17 protein-coding genes are annotated in these 23,259 nt (G+C 45.9%); 13 read left to right on the forward strand and 4 right to left on the reverse strand.

The features are described from left to right. The first annotated feature begins 15 nt into the window (after positions 1 to 15). The 4 genes from H3H32_RS14020 to H3H32_RS14035 all read left to right on the forward strand — a co-directional run bounded on the left by H3H32_RS14020 (position 16) and on the right by H3H32_RS14035 (position 3,468). Positions 16 to 456: a hypothetical protein gene (locus H3H32_RS14020; RefSeq protein WP_182463299.1), complete on the forward strand. Its 441-nt coding sequence runs from the start codon at positions 16 to 18 to the stop codon at positions 454 to 456. A 49-nt stretch (positions 457 to 505) separates the two neighbouring features. Next, complete coding sequence (locus tag H3H32_RS14025) at positions 506 to 829, forward strand: hypothetical protein (protein ID WP_182463300.1); 324 nt, start codon at positions 506 to 508, stop codon at positions 827 to 829. Positions 830 to 967: 138 nt separating this feature from the next. Further along, a complete protein-coding gene (locus H3H32_RS14030) occupies positions 968 to 3,181 on the forward strand; it encodes a carbohydrate binding family 9 domain-containing protein (RefSeq protein WP_182463301.1) in 2,214 nt (737 codons plus the stop codon). Positions 3,182 to 3,279: 98 nt separating this feature from the next. Next, the gene (locus tag H3H32_RS14035) at positions 3,280 to 3,468 is read left to right on the forward strand and encodes a hypothetical protein (RefSeq protein WP_182463302.1); all 189 of its coding nucleotides are present in this window, start codon (positions 3,280 to 3,282) and stop codon (positions 3,466 to 3,468) included. Between the two features lie 864 nt (positions 3,469 to 4,332). Here H3H32_RS14035 and H3H32_RS14040 read toward each other — a convergent pair. The 4 genes from H3H32_RS14040 to ligA all read right to left on the reverse strand — a co-directional run bounded on the left by H3H32_RS14040 (position 4,333) and on the right by ligA (position 9,121). Further along, a complete protein-coding gene (locus H3H32_RS14040) occupies positions 4,333 to 5,217 on the reverse strand; it encodes a sugar phosphate isomerase/epimerase family protein (RefSeq protein ID WP_182463303.1) in 885 nt (294 codons plus the stop codon). Between the two features lie 210 nt (positions 5,218 to 5,427). Further along, positions 5,428 to 6,324 (reverse strand): 4-hydroxy-tetrahydrodipicolinate synthase, encoded by an 897-nt coding sequence (gene dapA, locus H3H32_RS14045; RefSeq protein WP_182463304.1) that lies wholly within the window; start codon positions 6,322 to 6,324, stop codon positions 5,428 to 5,430. A 53-nt stretch (positions 6,325 to 6,377) separates the two neighbouring features. Then, a complete protein-coding gene (locus H3H32_RS14050; RefSeq protein WP_182463305.1) occupies positions 6,378 to 6,908 on the reverse strand; it encodes a DUF8196 domain-containing protein in 531 nt (176 codons plus the stop codon). A 53-nt stretch (positions 6,909 to 6,961) separates the two neighbouring features. Further along, entirely contained in the window at positions 6,962 to 9,121 is a 2,160-nt protein-coding gene (gene ligA, locus H3H32_RS14055) for an NAD-dependent DNA ligase LigA (RefSeq protein WP_182463306.1), read from the reverse strand. A 233-nt stretch (positions 9,122 to 9,354) separates the two neighbouring features. On the opposite strand from ligA, the gene rpe reads away from it, so the two are divergent. The 9 genes from rpe to H3H32_RS14100 all read left to right on the forward strand — a co-directional run bounded on the left by rpe (position 9,355) and on the right by H3H32_RS14100 (position 23,205). Then, the gene (rpe, locus tag H3H32_RS14060; protein ID WP_182463307.1) at positions 9,355 to 10,026 is read left to right on the forward strand and encodes a ribulose-phosphate 3-epimerase; all 672 of its coding nucleotides are present in this window, start codon (positions 9,355 to 9,357) and stop codon (positions 10,024 to 10,026) included. 46 nt (positions 10,027 to 10,072) lie between these two features. Continuing rightward, positions 10,073 to 11,476 carry an alpha-amylase family glycosyl hydrolase gene (locus H3H32_RS14065; protein ID WP_182463308.1) on the forward strand — a complete coding sequence of 468 codons (1,404 nt, stop codon included), beginning with the start codon at positions 10,073 to 10,075 and terminating at the stop codon, positions 11,474 to 11,476. A 191-nt stretch (positions 11,477 to 11,667) separates the two neighbouring features. Then, on the forward strand, positions 11,668 to 13,764 hold the full coding sequence (locus tag H3H32_RS14070; protein WP_182463309.1) for an OmpA family protein: 2,097 nt from the start codon (positions 11,668 to 11,670) through the stop codon (positions 13,762 to 13,764). 162 nt (positions 13,765 to 13,926) lie between these two features. Next, entirely contained in the window at positions 13,927 to 15,777 is a 1,851-nt protein-coding gene (locus tag H3H32_RS14075; protein WP_182463310.1) for a glycosyltransferase family 39 protein, read from the forward strand. A gap of 85 nt (positions 15,778 to 15,862) precedes the next feature. Then, the gene (locus H3H32_RS14080) at positions 15,863 to 16,693 is read left to right on the forward strand and encodes a transketolase (RefSeq protein ID WP_182463311.1); all 831 of its coding nucleotides are present in this window, start codon (positions 15,863 to 15,865) and stop codon (positions 16,691 to 16,693) included. 80 nt (positions 16,694 to 16,773) lie between these two features. After that, positions 16,774 to 18,777: an NAD-dependent epimerase/dehydratase family protein gene (locus H3H32_RS14085; protein WP_182463312.1), complete on the forward strand. Its 2,004-nt coding sequence runs from the start codon at positions 16,774 to 16,776 to the stop codon at positions 18,775 to 18,777. Positions 18,778 to 18,847: 70 nt separating this feature from the next. After that, positions 18,848 to 19,756, forward strand: a complete 909-nt coding sequence (locus H3H32_RS14090; protein ID WP_182463313.1) for a transketolase family protein — start codon at positions 18,848 to 18,850, stop codon at positions 19,754 to 19,756. Between the two features lie 17 nt (positions 19,757 to 19,773). Continuing rightward, positions 19,774 to 21,525, forward strand: a complete 1,752-nt coding sequence (locus H3H32_RS14095; protein WP_220472641.1) for a hypothetical protein — start codon at positions 19,774 to 19,776, stop codon at positions 21,523 to 21,525. 9 nt (positions 21,526 to 21,534) lie between these two features. Further along, positions 21,535 to 23,205, forward strand: coding sequence for a hypothetical protein (locus H3H32_RS14100; RefSeq protein WP_182463315.1), 1,671 nt, complete (start codon positions 21,535 to 21,537; stop codon positions 23,203 to 23,205). Positions 23,206 to 23,259 lie beyond the last annotated feature (54 nt).

Here is a 23,259-nt window from a genome sequence, read left to right on the forward strand (position 1 = left end):
TCATCTTCGTCAGCTATGAATATCGAGCTTTCTACCGCCACCGACCAATCTCCCCTAGAAGTCCTTGATTTACAGGTAACCTCCCGACGAACTTCGGGGAAAGCAATTCTATCGTTGCGCTTCCTGTGTAGCAGCGACCGTCATGCGAACCATCTCCAAATACCCGAATTGACCTGGTTTGACGCTAGTCAACTGCAAAATTTTTCGCAGAATCTGGCAATGGCCCAATATCCAGAAACCTATCAGGTCGATTTACTGGATGCGGGTGTACGACTGACGGGTTCAGTACGCCAGCTGGCAGGTCGGTGGACAACCGGACGCACTGTCCGAATTGAACCCTTGGCCTCATCGGCCAGCCAGTTTGCTCCGTTTACCATACACGCGTCGCACCTCGACGTGAAGACCTACGCGGGTAAACTGTATCATCGTCTGTGGGAATTGTTCACAAAGGGTTAAACCGAATTCGGCTTTTCGGGTTATGCAGTAAACGATGTCCCTACTTACCATGGAAAATGCAAATCAGGATGCGATGCTCAATGAGCAATCGCAGACGTTCAATCCCAGCACGGGGGGCACAGCCCAAACGCCCGACGACAGTATTATGCTGAATGAAGATTATAATCCAACCGATTTGGCAGGCGATGTGAACTCCCCGCCTACTACACCGACAGACGAGCAGGATGCAGCCCAACCCAATAAAGGAACCGGTGCCGCTTCGGGTAGTCCAAATATGGAGCCCGATTTAACGAATTATGGTAATGGAGATGCCCTCGGAAATAACGATGGCACTGAACCAGACCCTGCCTGGACAGACGAAGATCAGGTCTAATGAACAATGTAAAGAACGATTACGATCATAAAACAACCGGCACCGCTTGATCAAGCGGTGCCGGTTGTTTTAATGCTTATGGGCAGGTAAATCTACCTTACCTTTGCTTTTAGTAGTGATCTTTTTAAACGTCGTTCTTTGGTGAAGTTTTCCTTTATTGCTTCTATTATCTGTCTGTTACTGAGTCCCAATATCCTATTGGCTCAGAAAAAAAACGAGAGTTATCAGCTTCATATCAACCGGGCCACCTCACCAGTTATTGTCGACGGAGCCATTGATGAGCCTGCCTGGCAGGCAGCCGAAGTGGCCAGTGATTTCTGGATGGTACTCCCCATGGATACCAGCCGTGCCCGCGTTCGTACCGACGTTCGGATGACCTACGATGACCATAACGTGTATTTGAGTGCCATCTGTTATCATGGCGACGTGCCAGGCCCCTACATGGTTGAATCGCTCCGACGCGACTGGGCTTTTCTCAAAAATGATAACTTCATCTTTTTCATGGACACCTTCGACGACCAGACGAATGGGTTTACCTTTGGCACCAATGCCGCTGGCGCTCAGTGGGATGGGCTGTTATATGAAGGAGGAAAAGCCAATCTAAGCTGGGATAATAAATGGACATCCGTTGTTAGGAATTACCCGGATCGCTATGTAATCGAACTGGCGATTCCGTTCAAAACGATTCGCTACAAAAAAGGCATCTCTCGCTGGGGAATCAACTTTAGCCGGCAGGATCTGAAAACGACAGAGAAATCATCCTGGACGCCTATACAGCGTCAGTTTCCAACGGCCTCGCTGGCCTTAACCGGAGTTCTGGTCTGGGATCAGCCTCCACCACAACCCGGCCCCAATATTTCCATTATTCCGTATGCATTAAGCGGGATAACACGCGACTATCAGAACGGCGTGCCAACCAAAAGTCGTTTCGATGCCGGGTTGGATGCCAAAGTTGCCGTTACCTCATCATTAAACCTTGATTTAACCGTTAACCCCGATTTTTCGCAGGTCGATGTCGATCAACAAGTGACGAATCTTGACCGCTATGAGCTGTTTTTTCCAGAGAAACGACAGTTTTTTTTAGAGAACGGTGATCAATTTACCAACTTCGGCTATGCAACGATTCGACCATTTTTCAGCCGTCGGATTGGGCTGGGTGGTGTTCCTATTCGCTTTGGTGCCCGACTGAGTGGTAAACTCAATAAGGATTGGCGACTTGGCATTATGGACATGCAAACCGGAAGCGTGGATGAAACTGGGTTGCCCGCTCAGAATTTTGCGGTTGTCGCCCTACAACGACGTGTTTCCGCTCGTTCGAACATCGGGATGATCTTCGTCAATAAAGAATCGCTATCGTATACCCCAAACCCTGACAAACCCCTTTACTCACGCTATAACCGAAACCTAGGGCTGGAGTATAATCTGGCTTCGTCAAATAACATCTGGACGGGAAAGGCCCTGTATGTCAAATCATTCAGACCCGATCAGCCGGGGAATGATGCCGTATATGCCGCTAACCTGCAATATTTCACTCGTCGATGGCTGATCAGCGGTCAGGTAGAGTCGATCGGCAAAAACTACACGGCCGAAGCCGGCTATGTTCCTCGTATTGGTTATGAGCGAGGCATGGCGACACTCGGCTATACATTTCTACCCACGGCTAGTGGCGTACTCAACCACGGACCAACGCTCACATCGACGTATTTTTTCGATCCTGCCTGGAAACAGAGCGATAATGAAAGCATGCTCAGCTATGCTATCACGTTCCGTAGTCGAAGTGTGTTCACCGCCTGGGTTGCCACCGATTATGTTCGATTACTTCAACCTTTTGACCCAACCAATACAGGTCGCGAAACGCTGGCAACGGGTACAGAACATAACTGGACAGCCTGGGGAACCGATTTTGACTCGAAACCGCAGAGCGTCTTTACCTATGGATTTTCGTCGCGTTATGGTGGTTACTACGCGAACGGTACTCGCTTGAATCTCACTGCCGATCTGGGCTATCGGTTCCAACCGTACGTCAGTCTGGCCGCCAGTGCGAGTTATAATGACATCCGTCTGCCGCAGCCCTGGGGTGCCACTACTTTCTGGCTCGTTGGCCCCCGTTTTGACTTTACGTTCACCAACAAGCTGTACCTGACCACGTTTGTGCAGTATAATGAGCAGCAAAAAAACATGAATGTTAATGCTCGTGTTCAATGGCGTTACAAACCCGCTTCCGACTTTTTCCTGGTCTATACCGACAACTATTTACCCAATTCTGCGCAGATTGGTCAGGATGTACCGGGCTTCTTTTCGGTTAAAAATCGGGCGCTGGTACTGAAGTGGACCTACTGGTGGAATCTTTAATTTTCAGGGTTTTAAACAAACTGAATCTATGCCTGTTTTATTGACAATCCGCTAAAAAACGGACAGTTAGTTACTACACTAAAATTCAGTCAACGTTTATGAAAACTCTATTGCGTTTTTTCCCCGTAGCCTTTGTGGCTTTATTTTTAACCCTGTTTTTGACCAGTTGCGAGGCCATTGGCGATATTTTCAAAGCCGGTGCCTGGACAGGGGCTATATTTGTCATTCTCGGTATTGGACTAGTTATCTGGCTGATCTCCAAGCTCTTTGGTGGAGGCAGTAAGTAACTTCTCTTTAAGATTTTTTCAACAAAAAGGCAGCTTTCTAAAATTAGAAAGCTGCCTTTTTGTTGAGTGCAGTATGCGGAAGTCAATTTAAAGTGAAAATACTTATTCTATTATACTACATACTTATATATATACTATATTTATACTTTAAATTACTATATAGAGCTTCATGTATAAATTTTTACCTTTCTTTTTTTTTAACTTATTTCTGCCAGGCTCAGGATTCGACATCATCGATTCGATATCTCGAAAGAAATGTCTGGCGTGTAGACTTTTTCGGGCCTAGTATTAGTAACGAAAGGTCGATTGGACAGAAAGCTACAATAGTAGCTCGTCTTGGGTTTGTTAGTTCACCAGCCTTTATTAAAACTGTAACTTCGTCTAGAGGTCAGTTTGAATCATCTGGTGGTTTTGCCTTTAGTCCCCGATTATCAATAGCAGGCAGACATTTTTATAATTTCAACCGTCGTATTCAAAAAGGCAAATCAATCCGGTATAATTCGGGGAATTATATCAGCGCAAAAGTTCTCTATACGTTCTCACCAATTTCTAACTGTGACTGTGATGGACCTGCTATTCGGCCAAATGATATTCAGGGGTTTGCATTGCAAACTCTGTGGGGTTTCCAGCGAACATATAGGAAGAATTTCTATCTTAATTTAGAGTTAGGATTAAGCACCAGAAGTACACTAATTAATGTTCAGGCGAACTCTTTACTTACGTCAGAAGCTTATTTTACGCTAGGCTATACATTCCCGAGTCATCACAAATAATCTACGGATAATTTAAAGACAAATGCAGATAGATAAGTAGAGCTATATGTGAGGCTACATTACAAAAAATATACTTATTATCAGTTAGTCGCTACGCCTTGGCAATCATCCGATCGAACACCGCTCGCTGCTCTTTCATTGAGGCTACTTTATCGGCTGGATTGGTATGGCATTCAAGGAGTACCCAGCCTTTGTAGTTCATTTTCACCAGATTAGTCAATAATTCCTGATAAGGATAGTCGGTTCTGTCGAGTTCACGAACATGGCAGGTAGCGCCAAATCGGTTTTTGACTAAGTTGAAATTGGATGCGAAACCTTTGCCATTCAAATCCTGCGGGTTGCAATTCCAGCAAATGGTCGCATTCGGATGGGTAGCCACATCCATAATCTGCTTAATAGCAGGCAACTCCTGTGTTTCCTCCCCGTGAACTTCCAGCCGGACCTGCTGTCCAAAGTCTGCCCCATAGCGAGCAAGCTCATTGAGCGCTTCGCCGATTTGCATTAGTGTTTTTTCGGTAGGTACTTCTTTATGGAGCGCATTCGGTTTCACTTTTACGCCTGTTCCGCCCACGTCGGCACTCAACCGAATAAATTCTTTTGACCGTTCAATCGATTCTTTCAGTTTAGCTTGATCCACAAAATCGAATTGCTGGTTTGTCCCCAGTCCAACAAGCTGAACGGGGCTATCCATAAATCTCTTTTTAACCTCCTGTCGCTGCGCCGAATTCAGGTCAGGCATTACCTTATGCGCATGTTCTACACGTAATTCGACACCACGTATGTTTGTATCCGTACAGTTTTTAATCAGCGTAGGCAAATCCCAATCTTTACCCCACAGATAGGTCACAAACCCCAACTTAATCGCCGATTTTTCCTTAGCAAGTTCCATAGCCAGGGTTGTTGATCCTGACATAAGAGAGGCCCCAGCCAGTAATGAGATTTCTTTCAGGAATGTTTTTCTATCGATAGTAAACATTGCGATTAAAATTAGCAGTTGGATTTACCAGGAAATGAGTGCGATTTGGCGAGTTGGCGATCAAATGGGTAAAGTTTAACTTCTCCCATTATTACTTGTCACCAGGCCTTTCGCGGAAAGCCGTGCCACGGTTGCGACAAAGGCTATAAAAAGCAATGGCCCTCAACTTAGTTGTTGAGGGCCATTGCTTTTGTTTTACGTATGCTTTGCTTAAGCTACCAATTCCAGCAGACCATCGCGTTGAAGCACAGCTCGTTGGCGTTCGCTCAGATCGTCGGAAGCTTTCATAAGCGGTAGCCGGACTTCAGCCGAAATCAAGCCCATAATTTCCAGAACATTTTTAATACCTACAGGATTTCCTTCTTCGTACAAGAGCGGATCAATACGCAGGAAATGACCGAGTTCTTTCTGAGCAAAGGCAAAATCGCCTTGCAAAGCAGCTTCAATCATACCACTGAACTTAGCAGGTAGTGCATTGGCAACCACCGACATAACCCCTACTCCACCGATGCTGATAATGGGGACACCCTGCACGTCATCTCCCGAAATGAGCAGGAAGTCATCTGGCTTATCGCGAACAATTTCCATGCACTGCTCAATCACACACGATGCTTCTTTTACGCCAATGATGTTTGGGTGCTGCGCGAGTTCACAAATCGTTTCGGCCGACATATTGATACCAGTCCGAAACGGAATATTGTACAGGATAACGGGTACCGGACTTGCATCGGCGATTCGGGTAAAATGCTCGATAACGCCCCGTTTACCGGGTTTATTATAATATGGGCAAACCGACAGAATAGCATCGACGCCTTCAAAATCAATATCTTTCATCCCCGACACAACCTCAGACGTAACGTTTCCGCCCACGCCAAATACAATAGGGAGTTTCTTCGGGTTATTTTCCTTAAGGTATTGCAACAACTGTTTCTTTTCCTGTTTAGTCACCGTAGGCGATTCGCCAGTAGTGCCCTGCAGGACAATGTAACGCACACCGCCATCGGAGATGTGTCGAATGATGCGGCCGAAGCCGTCGTAATCAATAGACAGGTCGGCATTGAAAGGTGTCACAATGGCAACACCTACGCCATGGAATTTAGTATCCATTAGAAGAAACAGGAATATATATTCCTGCAAAGTTACAGGATTTTACTGGGGAGTTATTGCTTCAGAGTAACTTGAGAAAAGTCTTTTGGCAAAAAACCATTCAGAGGCAATAGGTCAAAAAGCTCATCATGAATTCGAGCGACATATAATCCGGATTTTTCAGCCTCTTGAATGACATTATCAGAGGCATCCACGAATGCTAAAATTCCGTACAGTTTTTTACCTTTTTGTTCTGGAAAATAATCGGCAAAGCGGTCCAGGACTTTTAGCAACTGCTCAATATCCCGTCGCTTCAGATGGCTTTTAACTTCCACAACCACCACCGTATTGACTGCTCCATTAGCAATACCGAGCACATCAATTTCAATGGTGTCGCTGCCCTTCTGCGTTTTATAACGCGTTGTAACAGTGGTCATACCAAATCGCTCCCGAAGTACTTTTTCCATTGCCGGAAACGCCATGCCTTCTGTAAAGCTCCCAAATTTGTTACCCAGATCGCCAATGAGCTTAGCATTACGTTCGGTAAGCTCAGCGGTACGCGTGAGGATTTTCTTTATTTCATCAAAGCTAGTAGTCGACTCCATGGTTCAGCGGGCGATTAAGTATACAAATATAGGGATTTTAGTTTCGATATACCTTACACCTCCAGCATCGCCAGGAATTCGTCTTCGCCAATCATTTGCACATTGAGTTTTTGTGCTTTATCGATCTTGGATGGACCCGCATTCTCGCCCACAATGAGGTAATTCAGCTTTTTGGAAATACCGCTGAGCAGTCTTCCGCCATTGGCTTCAATACGGTTTTCCAGCTCTTCACGGCTGAAATTGGCGAATGTGCCCGTATACAGAAAGGTCTTCCCAGCCAGTGCATCTCCTTCCTGTTCAACCACTTTTTTCTCGCCAGCAAACTGCAATCCAGCCGCCCGCAATTGCTCTACGAACGCCCGATTGTACTCATCGGCAAACCACGTTACCACACTCTCGGCAATGCGTGGACCCGTATCCGGAACAGCCAGTAACTCCTCCTGGCTAGCCTTCATAATAGCATCCATCGACCCAAAATAATCTACCAGTTTTTCGGCAGTTGTGTTGCCTACATAACGAATACCCAGCGCAAATAGCACATTCTGAAAGGGTTGCGCTTTCGACCGTTCAATGGCTGTTAGAATATTCTCAACGGTTTTTTCTCGAAAACTAACAATCCGTTTTTTTCCAGTCTCTTCATCAAGGAATACTTTCTCAATCCCTAGCAGTTGTTCGCTGGTCAGTGAATAGAGATCGGCTGGCGTTTCCACTAGTCCCCGATCAATGAGCATTTCAATCTTGCCTTCGCCCAGGCTCTCGATATTCATAGCCCGACGCTGGATAAAATGCTCGAATCGGGTCTGTCGTTGCGGTGGACATCCGCGCTCATTGGGGCAATAGTGGTTGGCTTCGCCTTCCTTCCGAATCAAGGGGGTGCCACAGGCAGGACAGGTTGTGGGGTAAACAATGGGCTGGCTTTGATCGGTACGCCTATTCAGATCTACACCAGTTATTTTCGGAATGATCTCGCCACCTTTCTCCACAAATACAGTGTCGTATAGCCGTACTCCCAGGCGTTCAATTTCGTTCGCGTTGTGCAAGGATGCTCGTTTCACGGTGGTTCCTGCCAGTAGGACGGGGGTAAGCAAGGCAACGGGCGTGACCGATCCTGTACGGCCAACCTGATACCGAATACCGGTTAAAACGGTACTGGCAGCTAATGCCTTATATTTAAACGAGATGGCCCAACGCGGACTTTTTGCTGTATAGCCCAACTCCCGCTGCTGATCGTAGCGATTTACTTTGATTACAATCCCATCTGTACCCAGTGGCAACGTAAACCGTTTTTCTTCCCACTGGTTGATGTATTGCATCACCTCCTGAATGTTGGTGCATTTTTGCCAGGTTGGCGAGACATTGAATCCCCATTGCTTCATCGCAATCAGGCTTTCTTCATGGGTCTGAAAAATGTCTTGGTCCGATAAAAACGAATAGACATAGCAATCAAGTCGGCGTTTAGCCACCGCCCCGGAATCCTGTTGTTTGAACGTACCCGAAGCGGCATTGCGCGGATTGGCCAACAAGGGTTCGCCAATGTCTTCGCGCTCTTTATTGATCCGATTAAACTCAGCCAATGGCAAAAAACCTTCGCCACGCACTTCAAAAAGAGCAGGGGGTAAAGGAGTTGGGACCTGGGGTGTATGATCAGCAAAGGCAATCGTGATCTGGCTACCACTTTGTCCGCCGACCTCTGTGCCCACTTCACCCCGCTCTGCGCTGCTTGCTCCGCGCCCCTCACCTACCACACGTAAGGGGACAGTTCGAATTGTTCGAACATTATTCGTAATGTCGTCGCCCCGAACACCATCTCCGCGGGTAGCACCCTGTACCAGCAAGCCGTTCTCATAGGTCATGCTCAAGGCTACACCATCGAATTTGAGTTCACAGATGTATTCGTAGGGCTGATTATTCAATCCCTTCTGGACCCGCTTATCAAACTCAATCAGGTCCTCTTCGGAATAGGTATTTCCCAGCGATAACATTGGAAAACGGTGATAAACCGTTGCGAACTCCTTGCTAATTGTGCCACCAACCCGCGCTGTTGGCGATTCAGGCTGGCGAAATTCGGGGTATTGTGTTTCAAGATCGGCCAATTCGGCCAGGAGTTGATCGAATGTAAAATCATCTACCTCCGAAATACTATTTTGGTAGTATTGGTGAGTATAATAATTCAGACGATCGGTTAATTCGGCTATACGCTCCTGGGGTGTCATAAAATAAGTTGTTAGGCATTCTTCGTTGACCAATAGCCAATAGTCATCAATAGTAGATATTGGCTATTGACTATTGACCGTTGACTAACGACTAGTCAGCAATATTGGGTTTGTTTCCTCGTTCAAGCAAAAAAACGTTAGTTTTACAGGATAAAAAATTACGTAATTGTCAACGGCTACTAACTAAGTCTTTCTTTTTCAATGGATTGATTTTTTAGGGCGTCAAAACAACCATGACTCAGCCTTTCATTGCCCCTTCGCTACTGGCCGCCGACTTTGCTAATCTGCAAAAAGAGCTGGATTTAATAAACCGCAGCGAGGCCGATTATCTTCATTTCGACGTAATGGATGGCTTGTTTGTTCCTAACATTTCTTTTGGTTTTCCACTGCTAGAAACGGCAAAAAAATATTGCCAGAAACCGCTGGATGTGCATTTGATGATTGTACAACCGGAACGTTATCTGGAAGCTTTTGCCGAAGGGGGCGCATCGGTTATTCACGTACATTATGAAGCCTGCACGCACCTCCACCGAACGCTTAGCCAAATTCGGGAATTAGGTTGCCGGGCCGGAGTGGCTCTTAATCCACATACCCCAATTTCCGTCCTTGAAGATGTTCTGGAGCAGATTGATGTTGTTTTAATCATGTCTGTAAATCCGGGCTTCGGGGGGCAAACGTTTATACCCCATACGATTCAGAAAATAACGAAGTTAAAGCAATTACTAACAGCAAATCGATCGGCGGCTCTGATTGAAGTTGACGGAGGGGTTGGCGAAAAAAACGCTCCAACCTTACTCAACGCTGGCGCTGATATACTGGTAGCGGGCAATTCCGTTTTCAGAGCCAACGATCCGCTGGAGGCAATCCGTCAATTAAAAAATAGCCGTCAGCCTACAATAGCCTGATGCTTTCCGTAACTCTTAACTTTAATTGACTCAGCAAGCATCCTCCATGATTAAATTATATCTGGCCATTTTGTTCAGTTCGCTCCTTCTGATCACGGCTTGTAAAAATTCTTCCCAGAATCAAACAGAGAATTCCCCCTCTGATACGACTGCCTCAGCCGCTCCGCCAACACCCGACTGGGCTAAGAATGCGACTGTTTACGAAGTAAATACACGCCAGTTTTCGCCACAGGGGAATTTTAAGGCCATTGAAGCCCAACTGCCCCGGCTGAAAGAGATGGGTGTAGATATTATCTGGCTGATGCCGATTTATCCCATTAGTCAGGAAACAAAAAAAGGAGTACAAGCCAGTCCTTACGCGATAACCGATTTCAAAACGATTAATCCAGACTATGGGACAATGGCAGACTTTAAATCATTGGTTAACCGGGCTCATGCACTGGGGCTGCGGGTTATTCTTGATTGGGTTGCCAGCCATACGGCTCAGGATCATAGCTGGGTAAAAGAACACCCAGACTGGTACGTGACAGAAAAAGGCAAAATGGTTTCTCCCACTAATTATCAGACGGGTAAACCAACCAACTGGCTTAGCGTGGTTAAACTTAATTACGACAATCCAGACCTACGAAAAAGCATGACTGAAGCCATGCAATATTGGGTCAAGGAAGCCGATATTGACGGCTATCGCTGCAATGCAGCGGGCTACGTTCCCAATTCTTTCTGGAACTCGCTACGCCCTCAGTTAGACAAGATCAAGACTGTATTTATGTTAGCCGAATGGGAAGCTGATCCAGATCAGTTTCGAGGCTGTTTTAACATGAATTACGGTTGGAGCATGTATAACCTGATGAAATCCGTAGCCAAAGGTGTTAGTACTGCCGACAAGATTGACTCCCTACGCGACGCCAATCAGAAACTGTTTCCAAAGTGGTATTATCAGATGCTGTTCACGCAGAATCATGATGAGAATACCAACAATGGTACGCTAGACGAATCGTTTGGCCCCGGAGCCGACGCATTCATTGTTTTAAGCAGTACGCTCGAAGGCATGCCGCTGGTCTACAATGGAATGGAATCTAACCTAAATAAACGGTTGGCTGTTTCGGATAAAGACACGATAGCCTGGGACGGCTATTCTAAAAGCGATTTCTTCAAAACCCTGCTCACGCTAAAACATCGCAACAAGGCGCTCTGGAATGGGCTGTCTGGTGGCAATGCGGTGAAAATAATAACGGATCATGACGATCAGGTGTATGCTTTTCATCGTCAGCGCGATAATGATCGTGTTGTTGTTTTACTTAACTTAAGCGGGAAACCCCAAACAGTACATTTATCGGGTGATGGTTACGCAGGTACGTATGCAGAAATATTTAGTCACCAGTCGGTAGAGTTAAAAGCCGAAATGGCTGTAACTTTAAAACCGTGGGAATACCGAGTGCTAACAAACTAGTGCTCTACCAAACAAGATGCTATTGATTCTATCAGATTCTATTAAATTGATTATCAATAAAACCTCAAATAGAATCTAAAGAATCTAAAATTGGACGAGTACTAGGTTTTCTGACTGGGTGGTAATTCTGTGTTCCACATTGCAACTATTGCAACAAAAATCAGTCTATATTACTCATCGTTTAATCGTTTATGCGAGTCTGGAGCATTTTAGCGGTCATATTTAGCGTAGCCAGTTCGATTGGTCTTGCGCAAACAACTGATGCGCAACAGCGAGCCGCCAGCCCTACCAATCTGCTATCCACCGAAAAAGACGCCATACAATGGGCCAGTCGGGTTGTGGGTGTATCATCTGAGAAAAAAGGCGAACCTACCGGCGAGCAATACAAAGCCTCTCAGGCACTGGGCCGCCCTAGTAAAGTCCCTGAAATGGGCGAAAGTCCCTGTGCATGGGCACCTTTTTACGCCGATGGCACAGCCGATGAATGGATTCAGGTAGGATTTGAAAATCCTATTCAGGCCCGGCAAATTATTGTGGCAGAAAATGTAAATCCCGGATCAGTGGTAAAAGTCATCGTGATTGATGAAAAAGGGAAAGAGCATACTGTTTATCAGGCCACCAGTGTTCAGGCGCGTCAGGACCCTTTACTACGAATTTTCCCCAAGGACTCGGCTTTTTTATGTACGCAACTTAAAGTGGTCATCAATGGAGCGGCTCTGAAAGGAATGAATCAGATTGATGCCATTGGAATTTCTGAAGATACGAAACCACTTACGGTAGGCATCAACGTTTCGAAAAACACGCCTAAGGACATTCAGAAGGAAAATCTCGGAAAAACAGTAAACTCGCCGGGCCAGGAAGTGGCTCCTGTTATCTCACCCGATGGGCGGACGTTGTACTTCACCCGGAATTTCAACAAAGCAAATATGGGGGCACCTGATCGTCAGGACGTCTGGTACTCTACGCTGGAATCGGCGTCAAACGGCAACCCGCCTGGTTGGAGCGAAGCGGTCAATATTGGGCCGCCCATCAATAACAATGGTGACAATGCCATTAGCGGAATGGCTCCAGATGGACGAACGGCTTACCTCATTAATGTATATCGCCCCGATGGAGGGATGTCGTTTGGCATTTCGAAGTCCATTCGGACCAAAGCCGGTTGGTCGCAGCCAGTCGAGTGCCGAATTGCCAACAACTATAACCTGCACGAAAAAAATCAACTTGAGTTTTGTGTATCGCCCGATGGGAAGGCAATTATCTTAGCTGTACAGCGAAAAGATACCCGTGGTAATCGTGATCTCTATGTTTCGCTTCTAAAACCGGATAATTCCTGGTCGGAGCCGGTATCGTTGGGTGGCGTTGTAAACACCGCCGAGTTTGAGAGTTCGCCTTTTTTAGCTGCCGACGGCCGAACACTTTACTTTACCTCTGCCGGGCATCCTGGTTATGGGAATGGCGATATTTTTGTCAGCCGCCGACAAGATGACTCCTGGGGAAACTGGAGTGAACCCGAAAACCTTGGGCCATCTATCAACACCAACGAATGGGACGGTTATTTTACCATTCCGGCCTCCGGCGATTTTGCGTACCTGAGTTCGCGAGCTGGTTCGCTGGGAGAAGATGACATTTTTCGTCTGCGACTATTTCCTGCCATAAAGCCAGATCCCGTTGCCATTATATCCGGGCAAGTGCTGGACTCTCAAAGCAAAAAGCCAGTGGCCTCCGAAGTAGCATCGGGTCTATTTGGCGATTCGAAAGAGATCTCTAAAGTAGATTACAATCCTGAAACGGGCGAGTATAAAATGATTCTCCCTACGCAGAAGGTTTACAATCTAAAAGCAAAAAAAGAGGGCTACTTTACCACCACCGAAACCCTTGATTTAAGCAAAGACAAGCGATTCCGGGATATTAAGCGGACGCTTTATCTGGTAAAAATTGAGCCAGGCCAAAAAATCGTCATGCGCGAGGTGCTGTTTCAGCAAAGCCAATTTACTCTACTTCCAGGAGCTAACACAGAACTGGATCAGGTCGTATCAATGCTGGAAAAATACCCGACAATGGAACTGCTAATCGAAGGCCATACGGATAATCAGGGCGATTGGGAACCTAATATGAAGCTTTCTGAAGACCGTGTTCGGGTTGTAAAAGAGTACCTGATCAGCAAAGGAATTTCCGAAAAACGCATCCAGACCAAGGCGTGGGGACCGAGTAAACCGGTTGCCAGCAACGAAACCGAAGAGAAACGGAAACAGAATCGACGCGTCGAATTCACGATTCTCAAATTATAAGTACCCAGCTTTGATAGGGTATATTTTTCTGGCAGGATTTACAGGCAGAACATGATTTACTGAACAAAAACAGTTGGTTGTACGAATTGCCAATCCTGGTCATCCGGTAAATCCTATCGAAAAGAACTTGTCCTACACTCATTTTGCCGTAGTTTTGGCCCAATGTCTGTCCAATTATCCCGCAATAGCCTGCTTTTATTAAGCGCCTTACTAATCTTAGCGTTGGCGCTTCGCCTGTATCGAGTTGGTACCTATGGCATTTATTTCGACGAAAAATCGACCTTACTCATTAGCCAGGGGGTTTGCCTGGAAGGTGCTAATCAGAAGGATGTCTTCAGCAAACCCTATTTTACGCCAGCTGAATTCTGGAAGCCCAAAACCATCAATGACTTTATTGAAGCGAATATCCGGGGCGATATAGGCAATAGCCCTGCTTACTATGGTGTGCTATGGCTATGGCTCAAGGTATTCGGCTTAAGCGATGCGTCCCTGCGAATGCCTTCGGTTATTTTTAGTACGTTGATTGTTTGGCTGCTTTTTGTATTTGTCCGACGACATTTCCAATCCACCAATCGATCTACTTCAGGAAGATCTGCCGACGCTTTCGGGCTTACTCCAGTTGATAAAATCGCGCTGACGAGTGCCGCTATTGCTACAATCGAGCCTTTTTTTGTAGCCTACAGTCACATCGCCCGGAATTACTCCATGACGTTTTTTCTGACGTTACTGTCCACGCATATTTTTCTGCTGATTCAGGAGCGCGTCCGTTCGTCAGATCGTCATCTACGCTATTCTGGACCTTCATTACCCTGGCTTTACATTAGCTACGGGGCCGTTTTTATAACAGCCGTGCTATCGCATTATTTAGCGATCACGGTGTTTTTATGTCATGGTCTTTATGCACTGCTCTATCTCCGGAATGGTCGGTCCTGGGTCGCCCTCGGTCTAACAGCCGTAGTTGGTATGGGGCTTATTTCGTTGTGGTTCCGTTACGGTGGAGGTAAATACACATTTTATATCCTGGAGGAACAAAAGAATTTTTACCGTAACCTGGCTCTTACCAACCCCAGAAACAACGTCTTCGGCATTATTCTTCCTGCCACTCTGCCTAATATCACAGTTCGAGCAATTCCTGTTTTCTCCGATTTGTTCATGGTCACTAACGGGCTAAGTCAGGTCTTAAGCGGTATTCGTAACTCAGCACTGGCCTTAGGACTCGGAGCAGTTACGACGCTAATCATGCATCGGTACTTTTCGATAGCGAAACCGCCAGTCTGGGTGTACGCTGCAGTGACAGTGCTTTTGTTAATTGGCCTGCCATTTTACACGGTTCAACCACTTCGGCTATTGGTTCTGTCGATAGCCATTCCGTTTATTTACCTCATCAGTCGATACGTAGTTGATCAAACTGATATAGACCAGAAGCGTTTTGTGGTTCTTTTAGCTCTACTAGCTTTTGTGCCCACGCTGTTTTTACTATTTATGGCCTGGCGCTCCGGGCATACGTACGGCATTACGCAGCGTTACTCAGGTTTTTCATTTCCCTATGTCTGTATTTTAGTAGCGTTAGGACTCTATCAATTAACAAGCCTTCGCTGGTGGTTCAGTTTGCCTATCGCAGCTGTTCTACTCATTCAGGCAGGCCACATCGTTCTGACCTTGGGCGATATTTACGCCGATACTTCGCCTAAATACACGCTATTTGGTACACCCCGAATTGCCAATCCCTATAGATCGTCTGCTCAGCAATTGATCCAATTGTATGCGCCGGGAGATACGATTCTGTATCCAAATAAAAAACGGGTTATCTACTCTGAGAAAAATGACAAAACCTTCTCTCCTGTATCGCTCTATGATGCTCAATTAGTAAACGTTTATTTGCCCAAAGATGCGCAATATATTCAGCGGGTTGACCCAAATGAACGGGATCGGATTGTACTGGTGAAAGGAAATTCGGATAAAAAAATTACTATTTTTGATTTTCAGGGCGGTACTTATCGCTACGGAGACTAACCAATGAACAATGGATAATGTACAATGAATAATGCCAGCCGAATGGTCCATTATTCATTGTACATTATCCATTTACTTAACAACCATGACATCAACGACAGAAATCACTGACCTGCAAACACTTCAGGGGCAGCTTAGACTCAAAATACTGAGTCTCTACAATCAGGCGCATGCCGGTCATATTGGTTGTTCATTGAGTTGCGTAGACTTAATGATTGCTACACTCGTGCTACGCAAGCGGGAACAGGATACGTTTTTACTCTCGAAAGGACATGCAGCGGCTTCGCTTTATGTCTGCCTGAACCATTTGGGTGAAATTTCAGACGAAGTACTGGCAACTTACTATCTGAATGGCACTACGCTACCGGCTCACCCTGCACCGAATAAACATAAAGGCATTCCATTTGCTACGGGTTCGTTAGGACATGGTTTACCCATTGGTTCCGGGATAGCTCAGGCGGGCAAGCTCACAGGCGATGATTCCCGCGTATTTGTCCTGATGTCGGATGGAGAAACGAACGAAGGGACAACCTGGGAAGCCGCTCATTTTGCCATTCAACATGAGTTAGATAATCTGATCGTACTGGTTGATAAAAATGGCTTGCAGGGTTTTGGCCAAACTGCCGACGTTTTGGGAGATACCGCTTCTGTTCAAACCTGGAATGCCATTGGCTTTGAAACTGCGGTTGTTGATGGGCATAACGTTGCCGAGGTACTGAGTACAATCGACCGACTGACCGCTACGCCAAACGGAAAACCCAAACTCATCATTGCCAAAACGGTAAAAGGTAAAGGCGTGTCGTATATGGAAAATCGGCTTGAATGGCACTATTTACCCATGACCGAAACGCAGTACGAACAAGCTAAAGACGATGTAAATGAGCGTTATCTAGCCTTAACCACAGTTCAGGAATAAGCCTGTATCGGTTACCGTTTCCTATAAAAAAGCCTATTAAAGAAGGCATATCCGTCTTTTCCCGTAATATTGCGGCCTGAATGAATCAGTCTGCCCCCAATTTGCTACCTACTGATAGTACACGACTCAAGGGTCCTATCGTCGTTTTCGGAGCCAGTGGCTTCATCGGCGCTAACCTATTCGAGCAACTCTTCCGCGTCCGCAAGGATGTGTACGCGCTGACCCACGACGCTACCAAAGCCTGGCGTCTTAAACTGTTAGATGTACCCGCTGAAAATATCGTTCACTGCGATATTTTATCGACGACATCGGTACAGGATGTTTTTGGCAAAATTAAGCCCAAAACAATTTTCAACCTGGCGGCCTATGGTGCCTACAGCAAGCAGAAAAATGTTGGCCTGACATACGAGACAAATGTACTCGGAACAGTCAATATTCTCGAAAACTGTACGCCCGACATGGTTTATATCCATGCAGGCAGCAGCTCTGAGTATGGCTTTAACTGTACTGCCCCGAAAGAAACCGATCGGGTAGAACCGAATAGTCACTACGCTGTTTCGAAAGTTTCGGCGGCTTATACCCTTGAGTATTACGCGAAAGTTCATCAGCTTAATACTCTTAATTTACGCCTTTATTCCATTTATGGCGGCTGGGAAGAACCGGATCGGCTTATTCCACGGCTTGTGGAAGAAAATCGAAAAGGGCAGTTGCCCCCGCTCGTATCGCCCGATATCAGTCGTGACTTTGTTTACGTAGACGATTGCATTAACGCGTTTGTTCAGGCTGCCCTTAAGGTAAATCCCGAAATTCGGGGAAGGTCATACAACATTGCGACGGGTCAAAAAACGACCATGCGTGAGCTGGTCGATGTGGCGCGGCAAACCTTTGGCTTGACACAAGAGCCTGTTTGGGGCAGTATGACGAATCGCAACTGGGATCTCTCCGACTGGTATGGCGACCCAACAGCTGCTGAAGCTGATCTGGGCTGGAAAGCGACAACCTCGCTCAGCGACGGACTTCGCCAAACCGCTGACTGGCAGATCGCTCATCAGTATGAGAATAGAGTAATTCCTGCCTTTCAAACGCCTACGCTCAACCCTGTTATCTCACCCATCATTGCCTGTTACAAAGACGCTCAGGCTATTCCATACATGTACGAGCGGCTGGTGAAAACCTTCAATGAAATGAAGGTTCGGTACGAAATTATTTTCGTAAACGACAATTCGCCCGACAATACCGACGAAGTGCTTAGTGAGATTTGCGCTAAAGATCCGAACGTTATTGCCATTAAGCATTCGCGTAATTTCGGTTCACAATCAGCTTTTTTGAGCGGAATGGAAATTGCCACGGGCGATGCCGTCGTTTTAATGGATGGCGACCTGCAAGACCCACCAGAAGTGATTCCGAAGTTTTACGAAAAATGGCAACAGGGCTTCGATGTAGTGTATGGCGTTCGAGTACAGCGTGAAATGCCGCCCCATGTCCATTTTTTCTATAAGCAGTTTTATCGTCTATTCAAACGGACAGCTTATATCAATATTCCGGTTGATGCGGGCGACTTTTCGATTATTGACCGCAAAGTGGTGCGCGAACTGGTCAATCTTCCTGAAACGGAGCAGTTTTTGCGTGGTTTGCGAGCCTGGGTGGGTTTCAAACAAACAGGAGTGGATTACGTTCGTCCAGAGCGCATGTTCGGCATTTCAACGAACAACTGGACCAAGAATATCTGGTGGGCTAAGAAAGCGATCTTCTCGTTTAGCTTTGCGCCACTGGAGTTGATGACCTACGCAGGCTTCGTTCTAACGGGATTGTCGATGCTGGGGATCGTCTGGCAGATCATTTCCCGACTACTCAATTTCGATCCCCACACTCCTTACGGATTATCAACCGTCATCATTCTGGTCATGTTCTTCGGTGGCATCAATTTGCTGGGTATCTCGTTTTTAGGGGAGTATATCAGCAAGATATTTGAGGAGACGAAAAAACGCCCGAAATTTATCCGAACGATGGTTCGTAAAGGGGATCGAATATACAAAACAGCGGCTGAGATCAGTACCATGATTGAGCAGCGGAAAAGTAAGTAAATTTATGTATGATGTAGGATATAAACAACGCATACATCATATATCCTACATCATAATTCATACTTCTGTCATGCGTAAAGAATTTGCAGCCGCTATCGAGAAAATCGGGCGCGAAGACGATAAAGTAGTTTTCATTACGGGCGACCTGGGATATGCTGCCCTGGAAAACGTGGCCGATGCCCTTGGTCCCCGCTTCATCAATGCAGGTGTAGCGGAACAGAACATGGTGGGAGTAGCTGCCGGAATGGCTTACAAAGGGTATAAAGTATTTTGTTATAGTATAGCCCCCTTTGTTGTTTATCGCTGCCTGGAGCAGTTTCGTAACGACGTTTGTCTGCACCAAATGCCTGTTTTTTTAGTTGGAAATGGCGGAGGTTATGGCTACGGTATTATGGGCAGTACGCACCATGCCATTGAGGATCTGGCCTGTTTGAGTAGTCTTCAGAATGTGAATACCTACATCCCGGCTTTTGCTGACGAGGTATCACCAATGCTTCATCAGATCGTTGCAGAAGGTCGACCAACGTATCTCCGCTTAGGAGCTGGCCCCAACACACCCGACGGTGCCGAAGTCCATGGTTCGTTTAAGCACATTGTCCATAGTAAAGCTTCGGTCGGTACGGTTGTGGCTCTGGGCCCTGTAGCTGCCAATGTCCTGACAGCCCTTAACGATGAGTTGCTGACGGGTCAATTTGATGTGTTCACGGCTACAAACCTACCCCTCAATCTACCTGCGGATCTGGCGCATCGTTGGGCCGGAAAACCATTGCTGGTTGTTGAAGAGCATGTGTCTGTTGGAGGTTTAGCACAGCAACTGTCGGTCAAACTACTTACCGATGGAGCTACTCCCAGCCATTTTGTAAGTCTTTCGGCACAAGGCTATCCGAATGGCTTGTATGGCGATCAGAAATACCATCAACAGTTGTCTGGGCTAGACCCAGCTAATATTGCCCGCCAATTGGCCTCTTTCACAAACTAGCCTTCTGTTTCTCTCCATTGGTTACACTACACGATACCAAACTATCCCGTCAGACTCACGCCAGGCGCTACGACCTCTGGGTAGCAGTGTCCCTGCTGTTGATACCAGTTGGCGTATTTTGGTATGTCTGGTCAATCTATGCAGTGAACGTTCCCAAATGGGATGATCATGTCTTAAAGACTTTCTTGGTCAACCTAGACAGCGAAACCTCCGTTTCAGGAAAACTATACCAATTTTTCAAACAGCATAACGAGCACCGAATTGTTTATGATCGGTTAATAACCTGGCTTGATTTTCGTCTGTTTGGCAAGTTCAGCTATCTTCATTTAATGCTGATGGGTAACCTGAGTCTGATGGGTCTAGTGATTATATTTGGCTTGGTGTTGGGACAATCAGATAGCCAGTTGAGCAACTCCTTAACGCGTCGGACATCAGTTGATTTAGAGCGTGGGTTAGTTTACCTGCCACCAGTTGCCTATTTGATTTTAAATTTATCTCACTGGGAGAATATGTTTTGGGGCATGGCGGCCTTACAAAACTTCACTGTTATCTTCTGGGTTTTTTTGGTTATTTATTTACTTGCCTATACAAAAAAAATTGGAGCAACTCTATTGGTAGCTATAGTTGCCAGTTTAACTAGTGGCAATGGGCTACTAGTGTGGCCTGTTGGCTTTGCGATGCTCCTGTTACAAACAATTAGTCGCGCAAACGTTAAAAATCTACTTTACTGGGGAGGCAGCGCTATGGCGGTTATTACCCTCTATTTTTGGGGTTATGAAAAACCAGCTGGTAATCCTCCGTCCAAAGGCTCTCTGCTTGACTTAATTAGCGGTTGGTTAGCATTTACAGGATCGGCCGCAGAGGCTTTCCCCGTCAAATCCGTCCTTACAGCTTGTGTAGTATTGGGTGGGGTAAGTTTCACGCTTATTTTGGGAGTCTGCCTCTATATCCTTAAAAAGTGGTTGAGCAAACGAACGCTCTCACCTTTCGATTATTTCGTTCTTGGTTCAGCCGCTTTTTTGGTTGGCACCGGTGCTGTTGTTGCCTGGACACGAGCTGGCTTTGGTGCAAATACCTTAATTACCAGTCGCTATAAGCTCTATTCAGTATTGACGTTAGCCCTCATTTATGTGTATATGATAGGGCAAACTCGCGCATTACTCCAAAAAATAGTAGCTGGATTAGGTCTGGTATTTAGCCTGATTTTGATGGGAAGTTCCTATCGATCGTATCAGGACGATACAATCTGGTGGCGCCAATGGCTCCTAACAAACCAGTTTAACTGGACTTATACTACCAATAAGCCTGTTTCTACAATCGACGCTCACACGGCTCACTTAATCGATAACTCTCCAGCTTTTTATGATGCCTCGTTGGCGTCACTATACAGCCCCGCTTCTGGCCCTTCGCTCCCACTATCTGAACTAACGAAAATGAGCGGGAATTTTACGTTGGGCGATTCAACAACAATTACTCCAGCCGCTCCAGATGCTGGTACGTATATTTTGCTAAGATCAAGTCAGCGGCTCTATTTGTTTCAGACAACGCCTGTTATTAATCAAGCCTGGAGAAGCCGTGTTGGCCTTTCCGATCTGTTTAAGAAAGGCTTCTCAAGTAGTATTTCTGAATCTGCAGTAGTACCCGCTACCTATCATGTTGAACGGCTCATTGTTCAAGCGGATGGAGCTATCGAACGCCATCCTACTGGTCAAACGATTACAGCTATAGCCAATTCACAGGCACAGCCTGAGATTAAAAAAAACTGGTAAACTTTCGTAATGCACTTGACCACTTCATCCAAACGAGTAACTGCCTGGAAACAACTTAGCTCACTTTTACTCATTAGTTTACCTATTGTGCTAGTGAGTTGGGTAATCCTAACCTATGCCATTAATTTACCGTATTGGGATGATTATTTGATTCAGGAGCATTTGTTAGTCCTAAAAACCGGAACGGGGCGTCAGAAATTAGCCCATCTGTTTGATCAGCACTGGGAGCATCGTATTGTTTGGACTCGTCTGATTTTTGCTTTTTTTGCCAAAATCAATGGTTCGTTAAATTATTACGGATTAACACTCATTGGCTTCAGTGGTCTCCTGATCGTACTGAGCATACTATTTGCTGTGTTTCGCCGATTGTCATTACCCTTACGCTATTTTATTCCTATCCCCTTTCTGCTCTTTACGTTACAGTCGTACGAAAATCTGATTTGGGCAATGGCTTCTATCCAAAATTTCTGGATAATTGCCTTTGTGTTTGGCATTTTTTATGGTCTGGCTCTTAACAAACCGCTACCCCGGATAGTAGCGCTAGGTTTGGCCATCCTGGCTACATTCACTAGTGGTAATGGTTCATTGGCACTTATTGCAGGCCTGATCGTATTAGCTTACCAACAACACTGGCGATTTATGGTTATCTGGCTACTAACCACGGCGATTTCATTGGCTGGCTATTTCTACACCTACCACCGCATCTCATTTTTCCCGTCTCCATTTCGATACCCAATAACTGACTGGATAAAGGCATTTTTCGTTTTTTTAGGCTCCTTTGCCGATTCATCGCCCAATTTAGGTCCTAGTGGCTTTACGAATGAGTCTACACTCTGGCTGACAATCGTTGTTGGTGGCTTAATTGTTATACTTACCGGGATTTTTGTTACTTCACTGCTTCGGCGTCTGAACAAATCGAAAATTGAGCTGGCGGACAGTTTCTTTCTGGGGTGTATTCTTTTTCTAGTTGCCTCAGCCGTTATTACGGTCTATTCACGCGTTGGGTTTGCTGGACCTGGCTATTTATTACAAGGCCGTTATAAAATATATTCAGCCCTTGCACTTAGTGTCGTCTATCTTTACAGCTTATTCTATTGGCAGAAAAAGAAATTTCTCCCACGGATTGTGTTGGTTATAAGCATGCTCCTGATTGGGCAAAGTTTATTGTCGGATTACCGCTGCCTGGAAGGTATCATTGCCCAACACCGGCGGACTGTGGCCGAATACTTCACGTATTTAGTCAATACGCCACAAGAAAAGCAACAGGCTATTCGGCAGGTGTTTATACCAACAGAGCCTCCATTTTTCAGTACGACTGTTGATCAGTTTACATCGCCAACCTGGTGGACGGCTCAGACTACTACTGACATCGACAAAATTGAGGATCGACCATTTATGTATAACATGGCTAAGGCTAAGTCAGTGAACCCTACCCTTCTCCAACCCGACGACGGTTCTTATCTTTATTTCAAAAGCCCAACGCGTACGTATTTATTTGCAGCTCGCCCCTTACTAAATTCGTCAGGTTTAACACCTTACTTTAATCCTTATGGGTTTTCTACGCAAGCATTGAAAGAAAAACTAGAGCCTGGACGCTACAGAATTGGCATTCTTACCAATCAGAATAACCGGATTCATCTTGCTATGACTGACCGATACGTTATTTTTACGTCTCTATAGTACGGTGCTTCCACATTCACTCCAGATTTCTCCATATAGATTGTGGCCGGAATC

Source organism: Spirosoma foliorum (assembly GCF_014117325.1).
GTDB classification, from domain to species: Bacteria; Bacteroidota; Bacteroidia; order Cytophagales; family Spirosomataceae; genus Spirosoma; species Spirosoma foliorum.

Excerpts from the sequence above, each read along its gene's own strand:
- H3H32_RS14020 (WP_182463299.1), top strand. The coding sequence starts at position 16 with ATGAATATCGAGCTTTCTACCGCCACCGACCAATCTCCCCTAGAAGTC.
- H3H32_RS14025 (WP_182463300.1), top strand. The coding sequence starts at position 506 with ATGGAAAATGCAAATCAGGATGCGATGCTCAATGAGCAATCGCAGACG.
- H3H32_RS14035 (WP_182463302.1), top strand. The coding sequence starts at position 3,280 with ATGAAAACTCTATTGCGTTTTTTCCCCGTAGCCTTTGTGGCTTTATTT.
- H3H32_RS14040 (WP_182463303.1), bottom strand. The coding sequence starts at position 5,217 with ATGTTTACTATCGATAGAAAAACATTCCTGAAAGAAATCTCATTACTG.
- dapA (WP_182463304.1), bottom strand. The coding sequence starts at position 6,324 with ATGGATACTAAATTCCATGGCGTAGGTGTTGCCATTGTGACACCTTTC.
- H3H32_RS14050 (WP_182463305.1), bottom strand. The coding sequence starts at position 6,908 with ATGGAGTCGACTACTAGCTTTGATGAAATAAAGAAAATCCTCACGCGT.
- ligA (WP_182463306.1), bottom strand. The coding sequence starts at position 9,121 with ATGACACCCCAGGAGCGTATAGCCGAATTAACCGATCGTCTGAATTAT.
- rpe (WP_182463307.1), top strand. The coding sequence starts at position 9,355 with ATGACTCAGCCTTTCATTGCCCCTTCGCTACTGGCCGCCGACTTTGCT.
- H3H32_RS14065 (WP_182463308.1), top strand. The coding sequence starts at position 10,073 with ATGATTAAATTATATCTGGCCATTTTGTTCAGTTCGCTCCTTCTGATC.
- H3H32_RS14070 (WP_182463309.1), top strand. The coding sequence starts at position 11,668 with ATGCGAGTCTGGAGCATTTTAGCGGTCATATTTAGCGTAGCCAGTTCG.
- H3H32_RS14075 (WP_182463310.1), top strand. The coding sequence starts at position 13,927 with ATGTCTGTCCAATTATCCCGCAATAGCCTGCTTTTATTAAGCGCCTTA.
- H3H32_RS14080 (WP_182463311.1), top strand. The coding sequence starts at position 15,863 with ATGACATCAACGACAGAAATCACTGACCTGCAAACACTTCAGGGGCAG.
- H3H32_RS14085 (WP_182463312.1), top strand. The coding sequence starts at position 16,774 with ATGAATCAGTCTGCCCCCAATTTGCTACCTACTGATAGTACACGACTC.
- H3H32_RS14090 (WP_182463313.1), top strand. The coding sequence starts at position 18,848 with ATGCGTAAAGAATTTGCAGCCGCTATCGAGAAAATCGGGCGCGAAGAC.
- H3H32_RS14100 (WP_182463315.1), top strand. The coding sequence starts at position 21,535 with ATGCACTTGACCACTTCATCCAAACGAGTAACTGCCTGGAAACAACTT.